The following is an 18,675-nucleotide window of genomic DNA, read 5'->3' as shown; positions in this document are numbered from 1 at the left end:
CCGCTGCGAAGGAGCATTCGATGACCAGACCTGCCGACTGGTCGTTGGAACTGCAGTTGGAGAAGGTCGAGGAGCGTGCAGTCGATCCCGATGTCAAGGCCGCGATCGCGGACGCGATCCGCTACCTGCACAGCGGTCGCAGTCAGAAGCGGAGAGGCGGTCGCGAGCTGGTCCGACTCCTGGAGATCGCTCGCCTGCGCGCTTCGGAGGAATCCGAGTGGCACGTCGTGCGGCAGGTTCAGGATTCTCTCGACTACCTGGACGGATCGCTGCTCAGACCTGACTTCGAGGAGTACTACCGCATCCACCAGGACGGGCCGCGGAATGAGCTGAACCGCGACTACGTCGCGCACACGTTCGCGGCGGTGTACCACTTCTTGGAGTGGCATTACCGGAAGATCCTGGAGAATCGGCAAACCGCGACAGTCGACGAGGTGCTGCAGCAGCTCATCGATCTCAGCAACGACGGGCGGTTCGTCGACGCCCCAGCGGAACGTCCCGGCCGCTACCGGATCGTCCGGGGACGTGCGGAGATGGCTCTCTGGCTGGAACGCGTGCTCCGGTACCGGATCGAGGTCGAAGACCCGGCTGGGGACTCGCTCCGGATCGTCAGTTCGCCGGATGCGATCGCCGTTCTCGCCGACGATGAAGATGGCCTGGCTCTGCTCAGAGCCGCCGAGCTGAAACGCCAGGCGGAGAGCCTCGCGGAGGTCCGAAGGATCGCCGAGGACCCGGACGCCACGGAACACGCGATGCAGACGAAGCTCCAAGAACAACCGTGGATCTTCGGCGGTCGTTTCGTGGGGACTGACGCTCGTCGCCGTCTGGTGCCCGGTGACGAGATCGACATCCCGCTGATCCGTGCGGACGGGAGTCTGCACGTCGTGGAGCTCAAGCGGTCGAGGGGAGCGTCGATCGTCAAGCGGCACCGGAATGCCTGGGTGCCCACCGCCGAGGTTCACGATGCGGTGTCGCAGGTGGTCAACTACCTGGTGGGGCTCGACGAGCACCGTCAGCGCATCTACGAGGAGTTCGGCATCGAGACCAGGCGCGCGAGCGGGTTGGTCCTCATCGGGTACCCGGCTGGCGACACGGATGCCGCGGAAGAGGACGTAAACGAGGCCCTCCGCTTGTTCAACGCGCACTTGAGCCGAATCGAGGTCATGACCTACAAGGACCTCCTCGACAACGCCGATCGTGCGCTGGGCTGGACGTGACCGCGTCCGAAATCTGCCAGCGGGTGAGCGGCGAGGTGCTGACACTGGCGGCATGCACGTTGATTCGCGGGAGCTGCTGGAGCGGACCGCCGCGCATGCCGCCGAATTCCTGGCGGGGCTCGGCTCGCGGCCGGTGGCTCCGGGCGGGAGCACGGCTGCGTTGCGGGAGGCGCTGGGGCGTTCCTTGCCCGAGGAGGGCATGGACGACGTTCGGGTCGTCGACGAGCTGGTTCGCGACACGGCCGACGGGCTGCTGGGCAGTGCCGGTGGGCGGTTCTTCGGCTGGGTGATCGGTGGTGGTGTGCCCGCCGCGCTCGCGGCGGACTGGCTCACGGCGACGTGGGACCAGAACGCCGCGATGCACGCTTGCGGGCCCGCCGTCGCGGTGGTCGAAGAAGTGACCGGGGAGTGGCTGAAGGAGCTGCTGGGGCTGCCGGGTGCGGCGTCGTTCGCGTTCACCACGGGTGCGCAGTCGGCGCACGTGACCGCGTTGGCCGCCGCGCGCCACAAGTTGCTGGCCGATCGCGGGTGGGACGTGGAACGGCGGGGCCTGGCCGGATCCCCGGCTGTGCGGGTGCTGACCTCGGGGCATCAGCACGCCTCGATCGACCGGGCCGTGCGGCTGCTCGGTCTGGGCACCGATCAGCTGCACGCGGTGGGAGCCGACGCCGAGGGTCGGATCGACCTCGCCGCGCTGGAGCGGGAACTCGCGGCGGCGGACGGGCCGGTGATGGTGTGCCTGCAGGCCGGGGAGATCAACACCGGATCGTTCGACCCGTTCGAGGAGGCTTGTGCGCTGGCCGCTGCCAGGGGCGCGTGGGTGCACGTCGACGGTGCGTTCGGGTTGTGGGCCGCGGTCAGCGACCGGCACCGGCACCTGTTGTCCGAGGCAGGCGGTGCGGATTCGTGGACCACCGACGCGCACAAGTGGCTCAACGTGCCGTTCGACTCGGGCCTGGTCTTCGTCCGGCACCCGTCGGCGCACCGCGCTGCGATGTCGACGCGCGCGAGCTACCTGGTGCACGCCGACGACACCGCCGCGGAGGACGGGACGGCACCGGCTCGCGACCAGCTGGACTGGAACCCGGAGTGGTCCAGGCGTGCGCGGGCGGTGCCGGTCTACGCCGCGATCCGGTCCCTGGGGCGGCGGGGCATCGCGGCGGTGATCGACGGCTGCGTCGACCACGCGCACCGGCTCGTGGCCGAGATCGGCTCGCTGCCGGGGGTCGAAGTGCTCGCCCGGCCGGTGATCAACCAGGGCCTGGTGCGCTTCACCGCGGCCGACGGAGATCACGATGCCCGCACCGACCGGGTCATCGGTCTGGTGCAACGAGGCGGTGCAGCTTGGTTCGGCGGCACCACCTGGAACGGCGTGCGCGCCATGCGGATCTCCGTGGTGAACTGGCGGACCGACGACCAGGACGTCGACCGCGCGGTGGCAGCCGTCCGCGCGGTGGTCGGGTGAAGGGCTTCGGTGCCGGGCATGTCGGCGGTGGCGGGTAGTCTCGGCGAGGACTTCTGCTACCTGTGGAGTTGAGCCTTGCCGATGGCCAGATCCGTGCGCCGGCGTGATCCGGGTGAGCAGTCGAAGCTCCAGGTGAAGCCCGTCGTCTGGGCTGCCGGGGCGCTCGGTGCTTGTGCGCTGGCGTTGGCCGCGGTGGCCATCCCGCTCGACGCCGTCGTCTTCGGGATGCCGGTCCCGCTGGCCTTCGTGCTCGGCGCCGTGCAGCCCGCGGCGATCGTTCTCGCGCTCTTCCGCCCGCGGTTGGCCGCCGGCATCTCCTGCGCCGCCGTGTTCGCGCTGGCGATCGCGGTGGGCGATGCGGCCGTGTGGCCGGTTGCCGTGACGACGCTGATCGGGCACGGGCTGCTGGTCGGTGTGCTCGGCGCGCAGCCGACCTGGCCGGTCGGGCTGTGGTGCTGGGGCGGTGGTGTGGTGGCCGCCTTCGCCGCCGCCGCACTCGTGCCGCACAACGTGTCGACGGGTGCGGTGATCGCCAACCTCTTCATCTTCGGTTCCGTCACCGCGGGCACGTTCGCGCTCGCGCTGTTCGTCCGGCAGTGGCGGCGGATCTCCTCACAACTGGTGCAGGAGCGCAGGCTCAGCGCCGACGAGCACGCCAAGCGGGTGATCGCCGAGGAGAAGACGCGGGTCGCGCGCGAGCTGCACGACGTGATCGCGCACAGCATGTCGCTGATCAACGTGCAGGCGACCACCGCGCAGTACCGGCACCCGGGGCTCGATCCGGCGATCGGCGCGGAGTTCGACCAGATGGCGGCCGCCTCGCGGCAGGCGCTGGGCGAGATGCGCAGCGTGCTGGGAGTTCTGCGCAGCACCCAGACCGACAACGAGCTGGTTCCGCAGCCCGGCCTGGACCGCATCCCGGAGCTGATCGACAGCTCCCGCCGGGCGGGCGTGGACATCACCGCGCACGGCACGGAGCTGCTGGAGGAGCGGCCGGGCAGCGAGATCGCCGGTATCGCGGCGTTCCGGATCGTGCAGGAAGCCCTGAGCAACGTCACCAGGCACGCGCCCGGCGCGCGCACGGAAGTGCGCTTCGAGCGCTCCGGTGACGAGCTGACGATCACCGTGCGCAACGGTGCGCCGGAGCGGACGGCCAACCCGGTGCAGGGCGGCGGGCACGGCCTGGTCGGCATGCAGGAGCGGGCCGCCATCGTGCGCGGCGAGCTCCGGTTCGGGCACCTCGACGACGGCGGTTACGAAGTACGAGCGGTTCTCCCGCTGCACAGCAACGATTCGCAGGAGCAGGACGTTTCATGACCATCAAGGTGCTCGTCGTCGACGACCAGGCGATGGTGCGGGCCGGGTTCGCCGCGCTGCTCGGCGCGCAGCCCGACATGGAGGTGGTCGGGGAGGCCGACAACGGTGCTCGCGCGATCGAGATCTCCCACGCCCGGCAACCCGACGTCGTGGTGATGGACGTGCGGATGCCGGTGCTCAACGGGATCGACACCACGCGGCAGCTGATGAACCCGCCGGAATCCGTCGCGCACGTGCCCCGCGTGCTGATGCTGACGACCTTCGACATCGACGACTACGTGTACGAGGCGATCCGTGCCGGTGCCAGCGGTTTCCTGCTCAAGGACGCGCTGCCCGCCGATCTCGTCTCGGCGGTGCGCGTGGTCGCCGCCGGTGAGGCGCTGCTGGCGCCGACGGTGACGCGCCGGATGATCGAGCACTTCGCCCGCTCCGCCCCGCCGCGCCAGAGCACCGCGCCGCGGCTGGAGGCGCTCACCGATCGGGAGCGCGAGGTGCTCACCCTCGTCGCGCAAGGGCTTTCGAACGGCGAGATCGCCGTTGCGCTGTTCATCGCCGAGCAGACGGTGAAGAGCCACGTCAGCCGCATCATCGGCAAGCTGGGGATCCGCGACCGGGTGCAGGCCGTCATCGTCGCCTACGAGTGCGGGCTGGTCTCCGCCAACGGCGCCTGATCTCCGGTCCGGGAGGAGAAGCGCGGTGGAAGGCATCGATGCTCGCGGCATGCAGCACTGCGAGACGACGACGCTGGGCGTGCTGCTGCGGCACGCCGGGATCGACCTGTCCGAGCCGATGCTGTTCGGGCTCGGTTCCGGGCTGTCCTTCCTCTACTGGGACAGCAAGAGCATGGGATTTCCCTTCCTGGGCGGCCGGGTGAAGCCCTTCGAGCTCACCCGGAACCTGACCGCCGCGCTCGGGCTGGAGCTGCTGGTCGCGGAGACCACCTCCGCGCGCAAGGCCTGGCAGAACGTGGCCGGACCCATCGACGCCGGGCGGCCGGTCGGCCTCCAGCTCGACAGCTACCACCTGGACTACTTCACCACGAAGGTGCACTTCGGCGGGCACGTGGTGGCCATGTACGGCTACGACGACCAAGACGCCTACCTGGTGGACACCGAGGCCCAGGGCGGAGCCGTCAGGACCGGTCTCGACAGCTTGGCCCGGGCCAGGGCCGAACGCGGCCCGATGACCGCCAAGCACCGCTCCTTCACCATCGCAGCGCCCACCGCGCCGTCACCGCGCGAGCAGATCGTCCCCGCGATCAAGGCCTGCGCCGAGGCGTTCCTGAACCCGCCCATCGCGAACCTGGGCCACCGGGGCATCGAGAAGGCCGCCAAGCAAGTGCCGAAGTGGCTGCAGCGCAGCGACGACCCAGGCGAGGACCTGTCGCGCACCGCCGTTCTCATGGAGAAGGCGGGCACCGGCGGCGCGCTGTTCCGCAACCTCTACCGGGACTTCCTCGCTGAGAGCGCCGAGGTGATCGACAGCGACCACCTCCGCACCGGGCACGCCCTGTACGCCGAGGCCGCCGTGCTCTGGACGCAGGTGGCCGCACTCGTCGCGGCAGCAGGGGAGGCCGGCGACCCGGAGAAGCTCAGCCAGGCCGGAGCGCTGCTCCACGAGCTCTCGCGCATCGAACGCGATGCCATGCGGGAACTCAGCATGCTCTAGAAACCGCGCGGGCGACCGTACCGGTGGGGGAGCGATTCACCGCACCCCGTACCGCGGTACGGGGTGCGAATGCGCTCTCCGGACCGACGCGAATTCCGGTGCCGAATTCATACGCTCTTCCCGGTCCGGAATTCGTCCGGACCCGTTCACGGGGAGAAGCGGCAGTGACCATTTTGCGCGCACCTTTCGCACCGGCGGCGAAAGCCGTTCCAGCACCGTCCCGCGACCGGGTGCTCGACCTGATCCGCGCCGGATGCCTGGTCGTGGTGGTCGTCCTGCACGCCGTGATGGCGGGCATCGAGGTCGGGGAATCGGGAATCCAGATCCGCAACGCGCTGGAGAACCAGCAGTGGTTCACCCCGATTTCCTGGATCATCCAGGTGATGCCGCTGTTCTTCATCGTCGGCGGATTCGCCGGCATCACGCAGTGGCGCCGAATGCGCGATTCCGGCGCGACGCCCGCTGATTTCGTCCGGGCCCGCCTGGTCCGGCTCGCCCGCCCCGCGCTCGTCGCCTTCGCCGCGATCGCGGCCGCGCTGGCGGTGGCGACCGCGGCCGGAGCTCCGGCGGAGCTGCTCGCGCAGGTCGGGTTCCGGATGGGGCAGCCGATGTGGTTCATCGGCGTCTACCTGGGAATCTCCGCGCTGGTGCCGCTGCTGGGCCGACTGCACGAGCGCGCGCCCCGGGCGACGCTGGCGGTGCTCGTCGCGTGCGCGCTCGGCGTCGACCAGCTGGCGATGGCCACCGGGATCCCGGCGATCGGTTTCGGCAACCTCGCGTTCGTGTGGCTGGCCGTCCAGCAGATCGGCTTCTGGTACGCCGACGGCTGGTTCCGGTTCCGCTCGGACGGCCAGCTGCTGACCGGTGCGCTCGGTGCCTTCGCGCTGCTGCTGGCCAGCACCACCAGCGGCCTCTACCCGGCGGACATGCTGGCCAACCTCAACCCGCCGACCGCTAACCTGGTGCTGCTCGGCGTCGTCCAGGTGTGCCTGCTGGCGCGGTTCACCGGGCGCCTGGCGGTCTTCGTGGAACGGCCGGTCGTGCGCTCCGCGGTCGACGCGATCGGCAAGCACTCGCTGACCGTCTACCTCTGGCACATGCCCGCCCTGGTGCTGTTCGCCGCCGTGCTGCTGGTGCTGGGACTGCCCTGGCCCGAACCGCTGGGCTTCGAGTGGTGGCTGACCCGCGGTTCGTGGCTGGCCGGTGTCGCCATGGTGCTCGTCCCGCTCACCGCGCAGCTCGGCAGGTTCGAGCGCGGCTCCACCGGAACTCCGCGCCGCGCACGGGGACTCGCCCCGGCCGGTGTGCTGGTCGCCATCGCGGCCGTCGTCGCGGTGCTGGTGACCGGGTTCACCGTCATCTCGGCCACGATCGCCGCGGCCCTGCTCCTGGTCGCCCTGCGCATGCAGCACGCCCCGGCCAGCACCTGACCACAGTGGACTCGGGGAGGCCCGCGGCTTCCCCGAGCCTCCTTTCCGCCCGCTCCCCACGACCCGGCCCACGGCTGGTCGTGGGGGCGTTTTCGCGCGCGATCGCGGCCACTCGGCACCGCTGCGGGCGACCAGCGGGCAGTAGCATTCGCCGCATGTCGCAGATCCGCGAGCACGCCACCGAGCCGAGCCGGAAAGCCGCCCTCGTGGTCGGTCTTTGCTGGCTCGCGGTGGTGTTCGACGGGTACGACCTGATCGTCTACGGCGCGGTGCTGCCGGAGCTGCTGCGCGAGCCAGGCTGGGCGCTCACCGCCGGATCCGCCGGTCTGCTGGGCAGCCTGGCGTTCGCGGGCATGCTGGTCGGCGCCCTGGTCGCGGGAGCGCTGTCCGACCGGATCGGCCGACGGCGCGCGGTGCTGCTGTGCACGGTCTGGTTCTCGGTATGCACCGTGCTCTGCGGCTTCGCGTGGAACCCCGGATCCTTCGGCGTGCTCCGCTTGCTCGCCGGCCTCGGTCTCGGCGGCCTGGTGCCCTCGGTCAGCGCGCTCGCCGCCGAGTTCGTCGCCCCGCACCGCCGGTCGCTGGTCTCCACGCTGATGATGTCCGGCGTGCCGATCGGCGGCAGTGCCGCATCGGTGCTGGGCATCTGGCTGATCCCGAACTGGGGCTGGCGCAGCATGTTCGGCGTCGGCGCCGCCGGTGTGCTCGTGGCGGTGCTGTGCCGGCGGCTGGTCCCGGAAACCGCCGCTCACCACCGGGCCCGTGGAGACCACGAGCGCGCCGCAGCGGTCGAGCGCGAATTCGGCGTCGTTGCGGAGGATTCCGCCGCGCAGCCGCCCACCGGCGGATTGTTCGCCCGGGCTCACCTCCGGGCGACCGCGCTGTTCGCGCTGTCGACGTTGACGGTCCTGTTCGCCTGGTTCGGGCTGGGCACCTGGTTGCCGCAGCTGATGCGGCAATCGGGTTTCGACCTCGGCTCCGCGCTGACCTTCCTGCTGGCGCTGAACCTGGGCGCGGTGGCCGGATCGCTGCTGACCGCGTGGGCGGGCGACCGGTTCGGTCCGGTGCGCGTCGGCGCGGTGGCGGCCGTGGTCGCCGCGCTCGCGCTGGCCGGGCTGATCGCGCATCCGCCGAACGCCATCACCTACGGATTGCTGGTGCTGGCCGGTGTCGGCACGCACGGTACCCAGTGCCTGATCATCGCGGGAGTCGCGAACCACTACCCGGCGCGCTTGCGGGGCACCGCGCTGGGCTGGGCGCTGGGCGTCGGACGCATCGGCGCCGTGGCCGCGCCGCAGGTCGGCGGGCTACTGCTGGCCGCCGGTCTCGGCGTCGGCGCGAACTTCCTGGCCTTCGCGGTGGCCGCGGCGGTCGCCGGAGCATTGCTGTGGGCGTGCCCGCGTCCGGTGGCCACCGCGTAGCGAGCCGCCGGACCGGGATCGTGGGCGGCGATTCCGCCGGTGGTTTCAGCGGCAGGAGGTTTCGAAGGGCGTGCCGGTGGTCCAGGCGATGGCCTTCTGCTCGATCCGGCCGCCGGGTTCCAGGAGCATGATCGGCAGGGCCTTGTCGATCGGGTTGCCGTGGGTCTCCGGGGCGTAGGCGATCTTGCCGGTGGCGCCGGGCAGCGGGTGGGCGCAGTCGTAGTGGTTGTCGATCCAGTCGGCCACCAGCCTGGTGTTCTCGCCGACGTTCGGGACCTGGCGGGCAGCGCCCACCGCGAGCAGCAGCGCGTCGTGGTGCGCCATCGCGTAGCCGTCCCGCAGGTCGTCGTGGAGGCCGGTGGCGGCGAAGGCCTCGGCGAAGCCCCGGTAGTTGTGCTGGTTGGTGACCTCGGAGGTCTGCCCGTCCCACATGCCGGCGGTGGCCACGCTGGTGTAGTAGACGTCGGCCTCGGTGCCCGTCATCTCCGGCAGCGGCTCGCCGAGCAGGCTGGAGGCGTCATCGCTGGTCAGCACGTCGATCTTGGACAGCCCGTCGCAGGCGCCGCCCTGCCCGACCGCGCGCAGGAAGGCCTTGAGATCGGCGCCGCGGCCGGCGAAGTAGACCAGCTCCGGGCTCTCCTGGCACATCCGCGCGTAGATCCGGCCGAACTGCGGCTGGAGGTAGGTGTCGCGGGTGACGCCCTCCAGCTGTTCCGACGGCGAGGTGAAGAACGCCTCGCTGAGCCCTCGGCCCGGGAAGCCGTTCCGGTAGGCCACTTCGAAGGCGTCCCCGAGGGTCTGCGTGTAGATGTCGCTGCTGCTGTCGTCGCGGACCAGCATCACCTTCCGGTAGTCGCGGCCGCGCAGGTAGGACACGGCCGCGTTCGCGGCGTCGGTGTTGGTCGGCGTGATCCGGTAGAACCGCTCGATGAACTGCTCGGTGGTCGGATCGCGGTTCATGTTGTCCGCGCTGGCCACCGCGCTGACCACGGCGATCTTGGCCGCCGACAGCGCGCTGGCGGCGGCGCGCGTCTCGGCCAGGCTCTGCCCGAGGCCGATGACCGCGACGATGCGGTGCTCGTCGCGGTGCGCGATGATCTGCTCCACGGCTTCGGCCTGCTGGCGCGCTCGACCTCCGTAGTTGGCCAGCAGCAGCTTCACCGGAGGGGTCTGCGATCCCACGGCAGGAGTCGTGTTCACCCGCTGCTGGGCGGCGATCGCACCCATGACGCCGTGGTGCACGTTGAGCAGTGCGGCGCTGTCGGAGCCGGGTTCGGGCGTCATGCTGTTGAGCACCACGACGGTGATGAAGTCGTCCCCGGTGACCTGGGCGTTCTGCGCGGCGATCCGCTGCTGCAGGTCGATGGTGGTCTCGTCGTCGGAGAACGGTGTCAGGTCCAGGCTCAGCCCGACGCACTGGCCGTCGGCCTCCGCCATGCCCGCGCCGCAGCGCTCCCACGGCCGCCACCACGTCAGCCCGCCGGCCACCACCGCCAGCACCAGCAGCACCGAGATCGTCTTGTGCCGCCGCCACCACGGCCAGGGGCGCACCGGGGCGGGCGTCGACTGGAGTGATCGAGTCATCGCCAGGTCCAATCCGTCGGTTGCTAGAAGAGCCGTTCCGTCTGGCGCGCGGCCTCGTAGAGCGCGGCGACGTCGGACCGCCGGGACAGCGGCGCGAGTTCGCGGAAGCACTGCGCCACCAGGCGCTTTCGCTCGTCGTCCGGTCCGACCAGCGGGTTGGCCAGCAGCCAGGCCGCCGCGACCAGCCGGGCCAGCACGTTGCGCACCATCGACCGGTCCCCGGTGCCACCGCGCAGGTCTTCGTCGACCAGGGCCTGGTAGAGCGCGTCGTGACCGAGGTGCAGCGGTTTGTCGTCCGGCGCGCCGGTCACCAGCGTCAGCAGGTCCACCCAGTCCTGGTGCGGGATCCGGTCGAACCGCTCCTCCAGCACGTCCACGACGGTGGAGAACTCGCCCAGCGCCAGCAGGCAGTAGGCGTGCCGCTCCGGGTCGCGCCGCACGCTGGAGTCGTCGAGCATCGCCCGGAACTGCGCCGCGTAGGACGGTTCGCCGGTGCGCGCGGCCAGCGCGGACAGCAGCGTCCGGGCGATCCACGGGTGCATGACGGTGTGGTCCTCGGTGCCGCCGCGGCGTTCCGGGGCGATCACCCACAGCGCGGTGCGCAGTTCGGTGAGGATGCGCCCGATCTTCGGCTGCGAGACCAGGCCCGCGGACTCGGCGGGCACCAGCCACGGCGCGGTGGCCCACGCCGCGGCGGTGACGAACTCCTCGATGCCGACGTCCACCAGGTGGTGCGAGAGCCGCAGCTCTTCGAGGCGTTCCTGGCAGCTGCGGGCTTCGGCGAGATCGTCGGGCCACAGCACGTCGCGCCGCTGCCGGTCCAGCTCGCGGCCGTCGAGCAGGGCCTTGATCGTGTGCACGGCGTGCGGCAGTCCGCCGCTGGCGCGCTGCGCGAGCCTGGCGGCGGGGGAGCGGACGCCGGTGCCGAGGATCCGGGCCGTCTCCTCGATCTTCAGCGGTTCCAGCAGCACCGGCAGGTAGGGCGCGGTCGGCCGCTGCTGCGCCGGATCGGTGCGCCAGTGACCGGTGTTAGGGCAGCGCGGCACCACCGAGACGTCATCGGGCAGGCTGTCGACCGACTTCCACGGCGGGTGCCAGTCGGACTCCCACTCCGGGTGCCAGCGCCCGCTGGTGGCGACGACCAGCAGCGGATCGTGCTCCTCGTGCTGGCGCAGGTGCCGTTCGCGAGCGGCGGTGATGTCCTCCAGGAAGCGGAATCCGCTGCCGTGGTCGACGTTGTCCAGCAGCACGACCCAGTTGTGCAGGTGCGGCAGGCGGGCCGGGTTCAGGCAGGCGCACGGGCTCTTGGGCTCGGGCTTGGCCAGCACGGGGTGGCTCTCCCGCACGTCGGCCAGGAACGCGGAGGTGAGCCAGCTGGTCCGCTCGGCGGAGTCGGCCCTGGCCCGGGTGCTGAGCTGGATCAGGGCGTCCAGCGGGCCGGCGCCCTCGGCCTCGGGGATGTCGGCGTGCCAGCGCTTGGCGTTGGACAGCGGTTTGCGCCCCAGGTGCCGGATCAGCGTGGGCAGCAGGTTGACGGTCGCCGCCAGCAGCGGGTCGAACAGCGGCTCGGCCGCATCGGAGAGCTCCTGGACGATCTGCGCGATCCGCTCCGCCGACGGATTCCGGGAGAACTCCCGGATCGCCCGGTCGATCTTGGCCCTGGCCTGCTCGCGGTCGTTCGGCAGCACCGCCTGCACGGCGATCAGGCCCAGCGCGAAGCGGGTGAACCGCGGCGGTTTGCGGGACGGCCAGCGGCGGGACAGCCCGAAGGCGACCTTGGCCAGTGCCTCGACCGTGGTCGGTGCCTCCTTGGCGAAGTCCAGCGGCTGGTTGTGCACGACGCCGCTGCCGCAGTCCCGCGAGATGGAGTTCAGCGCCTCGGTCTTGCCGGACCCGGTGGGGCCCAGCAGCACGACCACCGGCTGCGGGCCCGCGGGCTCACCGACCTGGCGGTTCCACAGCAGGCGCCGGGTCAACGACGCGCTGTCGGTCAGCCTCCCCGGCTCGACCATCCCCGGCACCCCCGCAATCGCGATCTTCCCCCGGTGTGAGCCACGTTACTCCGATCGATCGCGCGGTGGTCCGGAAGGCGAAAAGCGGTCGTGAGCGCTTCGGGGTCCAGGACGCCCCGAAGCACTCACGACCGCTCGGTGTGCTCGGCGAGGATCTCGGCGGCCAGGGCGCGGCCGGTGTCGATGGGGTCGGCGCTGCGGTTGAGCTTGGAGCCGGCGACCGCTCCGTCGTAGATGACCTGGATCCGGTCCGCGAGCGGCTCGGGGTCGTGCGCCCCGGCTTCGCTCAGCAGCGTCACCAGCAGTTCGCGCAGCCAGCCGCGGTGCCGGGCCACGGCCGCGACGACGGGGTGCTTCTGGTCGGGGAACTCGGTGGCGGCGTTGAGGTAGAGGCAGCCGCGGAAGCGCGACCTGTTCGCGGTCGTGCGCGCGAGGTCGAACAGGGCCAGCAGCCGGTCGGCCGGATCGTCGAGCCCGGCGACGGCTTTGGCGTAGTTGGCGCGGTCGTGCTCGTCCTGCCGGTCCACGTAGGCCGCGATCAGGGCGTCCTTGGAGCCGAACGCCTGGTACAGGCTCGCCCGGGCCACCTGGGCCTCCGCCAGGACCCGGTCGACGCCGACCGCGCGGATGCCCTCCTTCGGGAACAGCTTCGCCGCCGCTGCCAGCAGTCGCTCCGACGGTGCGGCCGCGGCTCGTGTTGATGAGGCCACGGCCACATCCTATGCCCCAGGACGTAGACAGAACGATCGGTCTATGCCTAGGCTTGGGCGCATGCGGAACGTGGAACTCGTCGAGCGCCTTCAGGTGGACCTGCTGCGGGTCACCAGCGCCGCGTGTACGCCTGTCCGCGGCTGAGCGCTCGCGCCCCTTCTCACCACTTCACCAGCCGGATCGGCTGAATCTCCGCGTCCCGGTCGTCGACCGGCGCGTCCTCGCGGCCTTCGCCGCTCACGCACCGCACGCCGTCGTGCGGTGTTCGCCCGCACCCCCTTCCGGAGGGAAGAACCATGTCGCTGTTCCTGTACGAGATCGTGCCCGCCGACGCCGGCCGCGACGGGATCGAGGCGCTGCTGCACGAGATCGGCGAAGTCGCCTCCTCGGTCGGTGGCGAGATCATCGAATCGCAGGTCACCGGCTCGCACGACCAGCTCTTCGTCGTCGTCGAGGCGGCGGACGCCGCGGACCTGGCCACCGTCCTCACCGCCGAGCGGCTGACCGGGGCGGCCGAGGTGGCGGGGCCGGACCAGGTCCGGCTGGTCGGCGCGGAGCTGGCCGAGATCAAGGCCGCCCGGCCGAAGGCCGGCTACCTGGTCGAGTGGGACTTCCCGGCCGACCTGGACATGGACACCTACCTGGGCCGGAAGAAGGCCAACGCGCCGAAGTACGCCGAGGTTCCCGAGGTCAGCTTCCTGCGGACCTACGTCCGCGAGGACATGGTCAAGTGCCTGTGCCTGTACGACGCGCCGGACGAGGGCGTGGTCCGCAAGGCGCGCGAAGTCGTCAACACCCCGATCGACCGGCTGCACGCGCTGGAGCGGAGCGAGTGATGAGCACCGTTCCGTCCACACCGGACACCTCGCTCGACTACCCCGGTCGGCAGGAGGTCCTGGAGTTCTTCGCCCGGAAGGCGTCCGAAGTGGACCGCGGCGACTGCGACATCCGGCCGGGCCTGCGGTTGCTCGGTGAACTCGGGCTGCTCGACCTGGGCGCGCCCGACAACGCCGACGACCGGCTGGCCACCATGCTGCTGGTCGTGGAGGACGTCGCGGCCGGTTGCCTGAGCTCCGGGTTCGCCCTGTGGGCGCAGCGCATGGTGATCGAATACCTCAGCCGCAGCAGCGATCGACCGGCGGCGGCTCGGGAACTTCCCGCGCTGGCAGGAGGAACGGTCATCGGCGCGACGGCGATGGCACCGGCGATGCGGCACGTGGCCGGGCTCGAACCGGTGCCGGTGATCGCCACGCGCACCGCGGGCGGCGTCCGGCTGGACGGACCGATCAGGTGGGCCTCGAACCTCTTCGAGGAGGCGCTCGTGGTCGTCCCGGCCCGGTTCGGCGACGGCAGCGGTGTGGTCGTGCAGCTGCGGACCGGCGATCCGGGCGTGACGGTGCACAGCGCGCCGGAGCTGCTGGCGCTGGGCTCCACCGCGTCCTCCTCGATCAGCCTCGACGGCGTGGAGATCGCCGCCGACGCGGTGCTCAGCGAGGACCTGACCGGCTTCGTCCGCTCCTTCCGGCCGACGTTCCTGCTGGTGCAGAGCGCCTTCTGCAGCGGGCTGGCCGGAGTGTCCCGGGAGCAGTCGAGGAAGCGGCTCACCGGGCTCAACGCGGAGTTCGGCCCGGATCTCGCCGACGTGGACGGCAGGCACGAGTCCGTGCGGCGGCGGCTCTTCGAGCACGCCCGCGACCCGCAGCGGGCCAGCGACCGCGCGCTGCTGCAGCTGCGACTCGACGCGGCGCGGGTCGCCGGGGACGCCACCCGGCTGGAGGCCGCGATCAGCGGCGGCGCCGGTTACGTCGCGGGCAGCGCGACCAGCCGACGGCTGCGCGAGGCTGCGTTCCTCCCCGTGCAGGCTCCGACCGAAGGGCAGTTGAGGTGGGAACTCTCGCGGTCCGCGTGACCGGTGCGGGCAAGACCTACGGGCCGCGCAGGCTCTTCCACGACCTCGACCTGGAGGTGGCCGAAGGCGAGTTCCTCGTGGTCGTGGGGCCCAGCGGCGGCGGCAAGTCGACGTTGCTGCGGGCGCTCGCGGGCCTGGAGCCGCTCGACGCGGGAACCGTCGAGTGGGGTGACGACGCCGGTGGCCGGCCGCCCACCGGCGTGGTGTTCCAGCAACCGCTGCTGATGCCGTGGCTGACCGTCCGGGACAACGTGCGCCTGGGCGGCGGCTACCGAGCCAACAGAGCACGTTTCGAGACCGACCGGGCCGATCGGCTGCTGGCCCGGTTCGGGCTGGCCGATCTCGCCGACTCCTATCCCGACCAGCTCTCCGGCGGCCAAGCGCAACGCGTCGCGATCGCCCGCGCCGCCGCGATCCGCCCGCGGCTGCTGCTGCTCGACGAGCCGTTCAGCGCGCTCGACCCGGGAACCAGGGGCGATCTGCAGAGGTGGCTGCGCAGCACCACCGGAGAACTGGAGCTGACCACGGTGCTCGTCACGCACGACGTGGACGAGGCACTGCTGGTCGGCGATCGCATCGCGCTGCTCGACGGATCGGGTGCGATCGGCCGCGTGTGGGAGAACAGCGCCGACAGCGGCGCGCTCCGCCGGGAACTGCTGGCGCACTACGGAACCAGCCCGAAGGCGGGCGTGTCGTGAACCGCCGCACGCTGCTGCGCGGCGGTGTTGCGCTCGGCGCGCTCGGCGGTCTGGCGGGCATCGCCGATCTGGCCGCGCACGCGACCCGCCGCGCGGTGGCCCCGAGCGATCGGCTCCGCGTCGGGTACCTGCCGATCACCGATGCCGCGCCGCTGCTGGTGGCGCACGGCAGCGGGATCTTCGAGGCGACGGGCGCCGGTGTCGAGCGCCCGGTGCTGTTCCGCAGCTGGGCGTCGCTGGCCGAGGCGTTCCTGAGCAGGCAGGTCGACGTCGTGCACCTGCTGATGCCCTTCGCCGTGCAGCTCCGGTACTCGCTGGGCGAGCAGGTCCGGATCCTGGCCTGGAACCACACCAACGGCTCCTCGCTTACCGTGCGGCGCGACATCCGCTCGCTCGACGAGCTCGCGGGGCGGCGGATCGCGATCCCCTACTGGTGGTCGATCCACAACATCGTCCTGCAGGACGTGCTCCGGCGCGCCGGATTGCGGCCGGTGGTGCGCGAAGAACCGTCCGCCGCGGCGGGAACCGCGGAGCTGGTGGTGATGAGCCCGGCCGACATGGTGCCCGCGCTGGACAGCGGATCCATCGGCGGCTACGTCGTCGCCGACCCGTTCAACGCCGTCGCGGAGATCAAGAAGATCGGGCGCATCCACCGCTTCATCGGCGACGTGTGGCGCGATCACGCGTGCTGCGTCGTGCTCGCCCACCAGGACCTCCTGGACGGCGACCCGCTGCGGGTGCAGGCGCTGGTCGACTCGGTCGCCCTGGCCCAGCGCAGCATCGAGCACGACCGCGGGCGCGCGGCGCGCGCGCTCTCCGGCGACCGCTACCTGCCGCAGCCGCTGCCCGCGATCACCAGGGCGCTGACCTACGACGGATCGGGCCTGCACCACCCGGAGTGGTCCGGGCAGCGGATCGGGTTCCAGCCCTTCCCGTTCGCCAGCTACACCGCCGGCCTGATCCGGGCGATGCACGGCACCGTGGTCGACGGCGACACCGCGTTCCTGCGGCGGATCGATCCGGATCTCGCCCACGGCCAGCTCGTCGACGACCGCTTCGTGCGCAGATCGCTCGACCGGCTCGGCGGCCCCGCCGCGTTCGGGCTGCCCCACGACCTCCACCGCACCGAAGAGGTGAACCCGGCGTGACCATCTCACCGCCGCGCTCCCGCACCCGCTGGATCGCGCCGACGGCCGCGATCGCCGTCGCCGTCCTGATGTGGTGGTTCCTCACCACCGTGCTGGCCGGTGCGGACCGGCTGCTGAACTCCTTCGCGCCGCAGCACGCCATTCCCGCGATCGCCGACCTGGCCCGGCGCGGCGTGCTGTTCGGCGACATCGCGGCGAGCCTGTGGCGGCTGCTCGCCGGGCTGCTCATCGCCGCCGTGATCGGCGTGCCGCTCGGCTTCGCCGTCGGTTCGCTGGCCGCGCTGGAGCGCGCCACGCGCCCGGTCTTCCAGTTCCTGCGCATGGTTTCGCCGCTGTCGTGGGCACCGGTGGCCGTCGCGCTGTTCGGCATCGGGCACCGACCGGTGGTCTTCCTGGTGGCGGCCGCGGCGCTGTGGCCGATCGTGCTCAACACCGCCGCGGGCGTGCACGCCGTCGACCCGGGGCACCGGCTCGTGGCCCGCTCGCTCGGCGCGACGAGGACCGAAGTGCTGACCAGCGTCGTGCTGCCCGCGACCCGGGGCCACGTCCTCACCGGTGTGCGGGTCGCGCTCGGCATCGCGTGGGTGGTGCTCGTCCCGGCGGAGATGCTCGGCGTGGATTCCGGGCTCGGCTACCAGATCCTCAACGCCCGCGACCAGCTCGCCTACGACCAGATGATGGCCGTCATCCTGGTCATCGGCGTGCTCGGCTACCTCCTTGACGGCCTCGCCCGCCGCGCGCTCACCCACCGGCGGCAGCAGAACTCCGCCTGAGCCGAGGAATTCCGCGACCGAACCGCGCGGTGATCCGATCCCGCAAGAGTGTCACTACCCGAGGGAGGTTTTTCATTCTGTCGGGTTGTTGATCTTGCTCGTGGGTCTCGGCGCGGAATTCCGTGGCTAGTATCGCGGCGGCCGAGCAACCGGCCGTTGCCGAGAATGCGAGGGTGGTTCGAATGAAGCTCCAGGTCTCGTCCACGAGGGAGAACCGCAGCGCGGCGCGCAGTGGCCAGGACAGGTCGCCGGCGATGGCGGCCGCGGGATGTGCCTCCAGCTCTTCCGCCGCTGCCCGTCCGGCACGGGCGAAGAAGTAGCGAAGTCGCTGGAACGCCCCGGGTGCGAGCCTTCTCCCGCCCGGGGCGCGACGGTGGCTTCCCAGTCCGGCTGAACGGGGTGGTCGTGGCGGTCGAGAACGAACTTGTCCCGCTGGCGCTGCACGCCAATTCCTTCTCCGCGGCAACGCCGTGGTTCAATTCGACGGCTTATCGGCCCCATCAAATTCGGCACTCCCACCTCGGGTTCGGCGAACAGGCCCGGCCGGCCGAAGAATTCCTGCTCGCCTCCCGGTCGCACCGGCACGACCGGGAAACCGCCAATTCGGTCGCCGATTACCTCGACGAGAAGTTCACGTCCCTGATCGCCCGGACGGACGCGGAATCGGTGCCGGACGCGGAGCGGGTCGACCTGCCCGCGTCGTTGCCGCTGGACGGCAGCTTGGACGAGCTCATCCAGCGCCGCACCAGCGCCCGGTCGTTCAGCGGGGAACCCGTCGACCGCGCGGAGGTCGCCACGTTGGTGCGCGCGGCGGGCGGCTGCACGCATCCGGCCGACAGCACCCGGCGCGTTCCGGGGCGCGCGGTGCCCAGCGCCGGTGGGCTTTTCCCGGTGGAGCTGCACATCGTCGCGATCCGGGTGACCGGGCTGGAGCGCGGTGCCTACCGCTTCGCACCCAGGGCCGAGGCGTTCGACCACTACGGCGACACGACCGCCGTTCAGGCGTTGCTCTCGGAAGGTTTGGGGGAGTTCGGCGAGAACCCGCCCGCGCGTGACGCCGCTTGCGTCGCGCTCCTGGTGGGGCGGCCGTGGCGGTCCATGCGCAAGTACGGCGCACGGGGGCTGCGCTTCGTGCTGCACGAGACCGGCGCGATGTCCGAGCACCTCCACCTCGCGGCGAACTCCCTCGGGCTGGCCAGCACGGACTGGGCCGGTTTCTACGACGAACCGGCGAACCGGGCGCTCGGGCTGGACGGCCTCTACCGAACCCTCCTGCACACGGTGCTCATCGGCCGCCCCGGCGAAGCGTGATTGGAGTACGG

The 18,675-nt window shown here is 71.4% G+C and carries 16 protein-coding genes; 13 read left to right on the top strand and 3 right to left on the bottom strand.

The features are described 5' to 3' along the window. Positions 1-56: 56 nt before the first annotated feature. The 7 genes from C4T78_RS12130 (at position 57) to C4T78_RS12100 (ending at position 8,518) form a co-directional block, all read left to right on the top strand. The gene (locus C4T78_RS12130) at positions 57-1,217 is read left to right on the top strand and encodes a Shedu immune nuclease family protein (protein ID WP_218161713.1); all 1,161 of its coding nucleotides are present in this window, start codon (positions 57-59) and stop codon (positions 1,215-1,217) included. A gap of 52 nt (positions 1,218-1,269) precedes the next feature. Next, positions 1,270-2,682, top strand: coding sequence for a pyridoxal phosphate-dependent decarboxylase family protein (locus C4T78_RS12125; protein WP_093357258.1), 1,413 nt, complete (start codon positions 1,270-1,272; stop codon positions 2,680-2,682). Positions 2,683-2,763: 81 nt separating this feature from the next. Continuing rightward, positions 2,764-3,999, top strand: coding sequence for a sensor histidine kinase (locus tag C4T78_RS12120; protein ID WP_093357256.1), 1,236 nt, complete (start codon positions 2,764-2,766; stop codon positions 3,997-3,999). Beyond that, complete coding sequence (locus C4T78_RS12115) at positions 3,996-4,670, top strand: response regulator (protein WP_093357255.1); 675 nt, start codon at positions 3,996-3,998, stop codon at positions 4,668-4,670. Before C4T78_RS12120 ends, C4T78_RS12115 begins: the two co-directional genes overlap by 4 nt. 25 nt (positions 4,671-4,695) lie before the next feature. Next, a complete protein-coding gene (locus C4T78_RS12110) occupies positions 4,696-5,667 on the top strand; it encodes a BtrH N-terminal domain-containing protein (RefSeq protein WP_235863797.1) in 972 nt (323 codons plus the stop codon). 164 nt (positions 5,668-5,831) lie between these two features. Beyond that, positions 5,832-7,097 (top strand): acyltransferase family protein, encoded by a 1,266-nt coding sequence (locus tag C4T78_RS12105; protein ID WP_235863796.1) that lies wholly within the window; start codon positions 5,832-5,834, stop codon positions 7,095-7,097. 155 nt (positions 7,098-7,252) lie between these two features. Continuing rightward, the gene (locus C4T78_RS12100) at positions 7,253-8,518 is read left to right on the top strand and encodes an MFS transporter (RefSeq protein WP_093357253.1); all 1,266 of its coding nucleotides are present in this window, start codon (positions 7,253-7,255) and stop codon (positions 8,516-8,518) included. Between the two features lie 45 nt (positions 8,519-8,563). Here the strand turns inward: C4T78_RS12100 and C4T78_RS12095 are convergent, their stop codons facing one another. From C4T78_RS12095 to C4T78_RS12085, 3 genes are all read right to left on the bottom strand, one after another. Next, the gene (locus C4T78_RS12095) at positions 8,564-10,102 is read right to left on the bottom strand and encodes a type 1 periplasmic-binding domain-containing protein (protein WP_143186016.1); all 1,539 of its coding nucleotides are present in this window, start codon (positions 10,100-10,102) and stop codon (positions 8,564-8,566) included. Between the two features lie 23 nt (positions 10,103-10,125). Further along, complete coding sequence (locus C4T78_RS12090) at positions 10,126-12,114, bottom strand: hypothetical protein (protein WP_093357250.1); 1,989 nt, start codon at positions 12,112-12,114, stop codon at positions 10,126-10,128. A 125-nt stretch (positions 12,115-12,239) separates the two neighbouring features. Next, positions 12,240-12,824: a TetR/AcrR family transcriptional regulator gene (locus C4T78_RS12085; RefSeq protein WP_218161712.1), complete on the bottom strand. Its 585-nt coding sequence runs from the start codon at positions 12,822-12,824 to the stop codon at positions 12,240-12,242. Positions 12,825-13,121: 297 nt separating this feature from the next. Between C4T78_RS12085 and C4T78_RS12080 the strand changes: the two genes are divergently transcribed. The 6 genes from C4T78_RS12080 to C4T78_RS12055 all read left to right on the top strand — a co-directional run bounded on the left by C4T78_RS12080 (position 13,122) and on the right by C4T78_RS12055 (position 18,664). Further along, positions 13,122-13,661 (top strand): DUF4242 domain-containing protein, encoded by a 540-nt coding sequence (locus C4T78_RS12080; protein ID WP_093357247.1) that lies wholly within the window; start codon positions 13,122-13,124, stop codon positions 13,659-13,661. Continuing rightward, on the top strand, positions 13,661-14,734 hold the full coding sequence (locus C4T78_RS12075) for an acyl-CoA dehydrogenase family protein (protein ID WP_093357245.1): 1,074 nt from the start codon (positions 13,661-13,663) through the stop codon (positions 14,732-14,734). The genes C4T78_RS12080 and C4T78_RS12075 overlap by 1 nt, the downstream gene beginning before the upstream one ends. Continuing rightward, positions 14,710-15,432, top strand: coding sequence for an ABC transporter ATP-binding protein (locus C4T78_RS12070; protein ID WP_093357244.1), 723 nt, complete (start codon positions 14,710-14,712; stop codon positions 15,430-15,432). Before C4T78_RS12075 ends, C4T78_RS12070 begins: the two co-directional genes overlap by 25 nt. Next, positions 15,429-16,580: an ABC transporter substrate-binding protein gene (locus C4T78_RS12065; protein WP_093357242.1), complete on the top strand. Its 1,152-nt coding sequence runs from the start codon at positions 15,429-15,431 to the stop codon at positions 16,578-16,580. The genes C4T78_RS12070 and C4T78_RS12065 overlap by 4 nt, the downstream gene beginning before the upstream one ends. Next, a complete protein-coding gene (locus tag C4T78_RS12060) occupies positions 16,577-17,353 on the top strand; it encodes an ABC transporter permease (protein WP_235863795.1) in 777 nt (258 codons plus the stop codon). Before C4T78_RS12065 ends, C4T78_RS12060 begins: the two co-directional genes overlap by 4 nt. A gap of 405 nt (positions 17,354-17,758) precedes the next feature. Further along, the gene (locus C4T78_RS12055) at positions 17,759-18,664 is read left to right on the top strand and encodes a SagB/ThcOx family dehydrogenase (RefSeq protein ID WP_177247762.1); all 906 of its coding nucleotides are present in this window, start codon (positions 17,759-17,761) and stop codon (positions 18,662-18,664) included. The last annotated feature ends 11 nt before the right edge of the window (positions 18,665-18,675 follow it).

It is taken from the genome of Saccharopolyspora kobensis (genome assembly GCF_900108315.1).
Taxonomy (GTDB): domain Bacteria; phylum Actinomycetota; class Actinomycetes; order Mycobacteriales; family Pseudonocardiaceae; genus Saccharopolyspora; species Saccharopolyspora kobensis.
This window is presented reverse-complemented; position numbering and strand designations above follow the sequence as displayed.